This window comes from Vulcanisaeta sp. EB80 (genome assembly GCF_002078205.2).
The window spans coordinates 1-5655 of the sequence record NZ_LCWN02000100.1; the positions used below are offsets into that span (position 1 = coordinate 1).

At 43.0% G+C, this 5655-nt stretch carries 5 protein-coding genes; 2 read left to right on the plus strand and 3 right to left on the minus strand.

The window, feature by feature from the left end:
* Positions 1–162 precede the first annotated feature (162 nt).
* The 3 genes from B7L70_RS11745 to B7L70_RS11760 all read right to left on the minus strand — a co-directional run bounded on the left by B7L70_RS11745 (position 163) and on the right by B7L70_RS11760 (position 3587).
* Complete coding sequence (locus tag B7L70_RS11745) at positions 163–1431, minus strand: glycosyltransferase (RefSeq protein ID WP_081228355.1); 1269 nt, start codon at positions 1429–1431, stop codon at positions 163–165.
* A gap of 34 nt (positions 1432–1465) precedes the next feature.
* Positions 1466–2554 carry a glycosyltransferase gene (locus B7L70_RS11750; RefSeq protein WP_081228356.1) on the minus strand — a complete coding sequence of 363 codons (1089 nt, stop codon included), beginning with the start codon at positions 2552–2554 and terminating at the stop codon, positions 1466–1468.
* A gap of 409 nt (positions 2555–2963) precedes the next feature.
* On the minus strand, positions 2964–3587 hold the full coding sequence (locus B7L70_RS11760) for an FkbM family methyltransferase (RefSeq protein ID WP_162009178.1): 624 nt from the start codon (positions 3585–3587) through the stop codon (positions 2964–2966).
* A gap of 770 nt (positions 3588–4357) precedes the next feature.
* On the opposite strand from B7L70_RS11760, the gene B7L70_RS11765 reads away from it, so the two are divergent.
* The gene (locus B7L70_RS11765; RefSeq protein ID WP_081228358.1) at positions 4358–4720 is read left to right on the plus strand and encodes a hypothetical protein; all 363 of its coding nucleotides are present in this window, start codon (positions 4358–4360) and stop codon (positions 4718–4720) included.
* A 109-nt stretch (positions 4721–4829) separates the two neighbouring features.
* On the plus strand, positions 4830–5504 hold the full coding sequence (locus tag B7L70_RS11770; protein WP_081228359.1) for a glycosyltransferase: 675 nt from the start codon (positions 4830–4832) through the stop codon (positions 5502–5504).
* The last annotated feature ends 151 nt before the right edge of the window (positions 5505–5655 follow it).

Consider the following 5655-nt stretch of genomic DNA (forward strand, 5'->3'; position numbering starts at 1 on the left):
CATAACCAATCAGACCCATTACGGCTAACCTAAACTCCTCATCCTCACGAAGCAACCTCAACAACTCACCCCTTAGGTTTGCACCCATCCCATAAATCAGCACGTAATGAGTTAATAAAGCTTAGCAATGGGATGGGGATGAACACGGATAAGGTGTAATGTTTAGGCGAGTCTCTTCACCAGCTCGCTAAGCCTACTTACGAACTTGTCGAAGGTTATCTCGCCAACCCTTCCCAGGCTCTTACCTGAGTAATGACCCCAAGCCTTCTCATCCGTGAGCAACTTAGCCAATGCCTCAACAGCCTCGTCAACACCTTCGTAACCAAGCCCAACCTCACCATTCATGGCTAGGTCACTCCAGGCACCACCACTCCTATGAACAACAACGGGCAAACCCCTGGCCATCGCCTCGGCAACAGCAATGCCCCAGTGCTCATTAATCGTCGAGTGTAGGAAGGCTCTAGCCTTGTCCATGACCTCGTTTATCTCGGCCCTGGGGGCGTTCAACCTCAGATAGACCTGGTGCTCTTCATCCAGTTCATTAATCACATTACCCTCATTAATCACCTTAACACCAAACCCGGCGTTTCTCGCCAACCCAGCAACCCTATTGACATAACCAAGTTGGGTCCTGGTAGTGGCGCCACCGAAAATAACCAACTTAGCACTGGGGAACTCCTTAACGAGCCTAGGCATCAACTCGGTAACAACCCAGTGGTAGCGCTTCTCCTCACTAAAGCGACCAAGCATAACCACCAAGGGCAACCTATCACTGAGTGGCTTTGGGGAACCAACAATGGTCATGTTTGGCGGTATTGGTGGGTTAAGGACAACGGGCTCCTCACCATAGACCATCCTAACAACACCCGCGGTCCACCTGGAATTAGTCAACACAAGGTCAGCATCCCTGAACGGATTCTCCCTCAAATACCTAGGCAACAACCTAGTAAAAACGCTCCAGTAAATATTCATTGGGAACCTACCATAACGCTCCATTATGTAAGGATCCTCACCATAGGCAAGACCAGAACCCCTAAACCTAGGGTTAACAACGACCTCGAGAGGAAAGTGAATATACTCAACAATCCTTAACCCCCTAGACCTATACCTAACCAGGGGCTTGTAGGTCTCATCATCAATGAAAAGCGCCTTAACATCGTAATTATCAAGAACCTTCTTGGCAGGCCTCCACATGTATAGACGAGTCCAGAGACCAAAAGCCTTAATATTAATAGGCATCAACGTGTAAACCCTGAACCTAGAAATGTCAATACCATACCAATCCACATACCTCCCTGGATCAAACTTAAACGTACCAGTAAGAATAGGCTCAAGGCCAACATTATCCAACGCAACAGCCGCGGAAGCGCAAACAAGCTGACCACCACCCGGCGAGCCCCAATAACGATGGGCAACTATTGAGCGCACCATGTCACCTAAACAATGTATCAATAATTAAAAATATTTACCTAACCAACCAATCTGGGTACTTAATATACTTCCTTAAATATTTAATATGAGTATCACGGTTGGTCATTGAGCTATAGCCTGGTATTAATGCCCTAGCTAAGTAATAACTTCTCGGAAACTCCACATGAACAGCCTTCTCTAAATCAATGACGCTGACCTTCTCCCTCACGATCTCGGCCAGTTTAAACCCATCAAAAATACCCCTCCTCAAACTATCATTAAGTAAACCAAGCCTAGCCATGAGATAAAGCCTGGATTTATACAAACTAAACAGGGTATGGTGTCTACACCTCATGTTCTCCCATAAAGCCGTTCTACTCTTTATACCTAAGTATGAAGCCACGCTCCCAGCCCTTATAACATGTACAGATACAGATCTAATTGATAAACCACCGTAATGAACACCCTCAATAACAGGTACGAACGCCACCTTTTGCATTTTCTGCCACGCCATTAAGCCTAGGTAATTATCATCAAAATATACAAAGGTCTCGGTTATAAAAGGCATCTTTCCAGGTAATTCATTAATGAAGTCCACGGAATAAAGCATGTATGAACCTATTGGGAAGGTTATGAAATAAGGCTTATTTAAATCACAATCGTCTATCTTATAACCACCACACATACCTATGACTTGACCAAACTCATCATGAAACATACCGGCATTGCCTATGAGACCGCCAGGTCTTAATTCAAGACCTTGAACCCCGACATAACCCTCCCTCACCAACCACTCAAACAACCTCCTCAAACTATCACTCCTCACAATAAAATCATTGTTGAGAAAAACCACATAATCGGCGCCAAGGTTATTAACCGCATACTCATAACCACCATTCATATTACCAGCATAACCCATATTCTCAGGCAACTTATGAATAACAACCTCATTTTTAGCCTCAACCTCACTAATGTACTTCCTTATCAAATCCGGCGAACCATCGGTTGAACCACCATCAACAATAAGTATTGTTAAATTAAAATTACCACGCTCAAGGTTAAGAACTGAGTGCAAGGACTCCTTAACAACATTCCATATCTTCGAACTATTGTAATTAAGCCATAACACAACAACCCTGGTCATTATGTGATCACGCACAAATCATCATTTAAAGATTACTAACTAATAGTATCATTGCTTAACTTAATTACTTATATTAGCAATTATTAGCAATCCTTGTATACCATGGCTTTAAATTCCCTAATGCGAAACTTTTTATCATGTCTTACGATACCTTAACTAGTGGCTTTCCTGGTAAGTACTCATGTCTTGCTCACCTCTCCTCTTCGCTAGCAAAGACAAGCTCACCATCAACAATAACGCCCACCGCATTGTCATACGCAGCAGGCCAGTTAAAACCAACAACAGCTATTAAAGATCAAAAAGCAACTGATAAATAAGCATTACCGTAAAGATTAAATGACCATAAAACCTAAGAACCCCTTTTACTCTCCCCCACGGAGAAACCGATGATAAAGACTTATACATTAAATTAAATTTTACGCTTAGCGATTATGTAGCCTTGCCTCTCTATTGGGATTTCTGCGCTCCTTATCGGTTTTATTGTTACCTTGAAACCTGCCCCTTCCAAGGCGTTTCTTAATTCATGATAGCCGTTGTGGTACTCAATGATGATTTGACTAAAGACTGATAGATCCTTCGAACTCGCCCTTGGTATGGTTTCGTACTCACAGCCCTCACAATCCATCTTAAGTATTGAACCATCCTCTATGTTGAACTCCTTAATGAGGGGGCTGAGCGTGTACATCCTAACCCTGACACCGCACTCATCACTTGGCTTAAAGATCATGTACCCATTTACATTATTGAGACTAGCACAAACCTCACCATCAAATGAGCCAAGGCCAGCATTGATTAATGCAACCTTATCCTCAATACCATTAGCCCTAATGTTGATTAAAGCCTCACCATAGAGGCTTGGGTATGGCTCAAGGGCAACAACCCTCCTAGCACCCCTCAATGCGAACAGTATTGCGGTATCACCAACACCAGCACCAACATCAACAACAGTCCTACCACCAACAACCAAATCATCATAGACACCACCAACGAAATTCTCACGAACAATATCATATAAAAAAGCACTGGAGTTCACATGAAAACGAACTTTAGAATTTCCATAACTAAGAATTAAGTAAATTGAATCTTTACACTCTAAACTATTAAATAAATTATCATAATAAGCATTAACAATGGAGGCATAGACCTGTGGATCTAATATGTACTCCTTATCACCATCGCATTTAAACCTAATAACAATATCTCCGTTAGTAAAACCATGATTAACCAAGTAATACCTAATGCCCGGCAGAGAACCAATTATGGAACAAATCCCTACTCGCTAAGAGAACCTTAAGTCTACGGATAATGCTCATTAAAAGGCTGGTAATACTGGCTTTAAAAGCGTTATTAGGCATTACCACTAAGCAAATGAACCTAGGTCTACATAGCTAAGTTCATTGGGTGTGGCGTGTATTATGCCTAATCTAAATGGATTAATGAGCTTCCAGGACACATCAGCAAGCAGTATCTAGGTACCCTAATTAATCAACTGCCACACATAGAGAACAAAGCCTATCTTGCTCTTGATCAATAGTTTTGCGGAATTCCTAACGATGTAGAGTACCTCCATGGTAGTTCATAATCAATCGATTCACGCAGCATTTTAACCAATGCCAACCCTAAAGCCCAGGTGCTAGGCTTAACTTAACAACCCTAAACCCCGAGACTATTTAACCACCGCACTTTCCTTACCTTCCTAATAATCATCATGATTCTTATTGAGTATCTTCATGGCTTTTAAGTATTAAAACCACGTGAGTCATTCAATAAAACATTTAAGTATTCCCTTATGATTTGGCGTTAATGAGGGTGTTGGTTTATTGGTCGTTGGGTGGTGTTGGTGGTGTTCAGAGGTTCGATGCGCTCTTGATTAAGGCGTTGGGCGAGCTTGGGCTTGATGTGACTGTACTAATGCCCAGTAATGTCGATTTGAATGCCTTGAGAAGGTATCACGGTGTCGATTTTGGTGGGTTAAGGAATATTAAGGTAGTGAGGTACGGGGTAGTTGATTGCCATAATCAATACTGTAGCTTGCTTAACTCGTTTGTGGGTAATAACGTACTCAATGAGTTAACTAGTTACCATGACTTGTTATTCCTCGATACGTTATTTCTACGGCCATTTCATGCAGGCACCAGGATAGTTTTTACCTACATGGGGCCGTAATGACCTCTAAGCCACGGCCTGTTTTTACGCTGAAGCCCATAGGTTGTTCCTGCATGGTCTCTTAAGCCTGGGGTCTAGATACGACGTATTAACTAGGAAGGCGACTCACGTGTACGCTAATAGCCTATTTACAGCATATCTAACTGAGAATGCCTTGGGTGTGAGACCTGGGGTTCTTTACCCACCCATTGATGTAAAGTTGATACGTAAGTACGCTATGAGTAATAAGGAGCCTATCGTCAGCATGCTCGCTAGGTTTAGTTCGTCTAAGGGGCAAGATTTCGTAATTAGGGCCTTCAGCAGGGCTTTGTCGATATATGGTGATGAGGAGGACCTAGAGCTGGTGCTTATGGGCGCTGCCGATGACTTAGCAAGCCTATCATACGTTAAGCACCTGATGAAACTTTCCAGAGAGTTGGGTATCAGTAGGCGTGTCAGGTTTATGGTTAATCCGTCAATAGACACTGTGTATAGGGTCTTGGGCGGATCCACAGTGTTCATTCACGTTAGACCCTATGAGCCATTTGGGATTGTTGTTGCCGAGGCAATGGCTGCCGGGGCAATACCCATTGTTCATAAATCCGGCGGCCCGTGGATCGATATCGTTAGGATGGGCAGGTACGGTCTTGGGTTTAGTAATGAGGAGGAGGCAGCCCTCGGTATGTGCAGGGCTATGGAAATAGCTAAAGAACTTAGGGATGCCGTGATGGAGAGAGTTCGTGAGTTCTCCTACGAAGCATTCAGGAATAGAGTTGACGCAATAGTCAAGGAATTCGGTATTTAACAAGTCTCATTAAGCTCTTACGTCATTACGCTATTCCTTTTCTCAAAGTAGTATAATGCTGAAAATACGCAGTTTCTAGAAGTCTTGTGGCATAACTTCGACCTACTTAAAATCACCCAAGCCCTAAATTCCTGTCAGTAAACTCGGCATT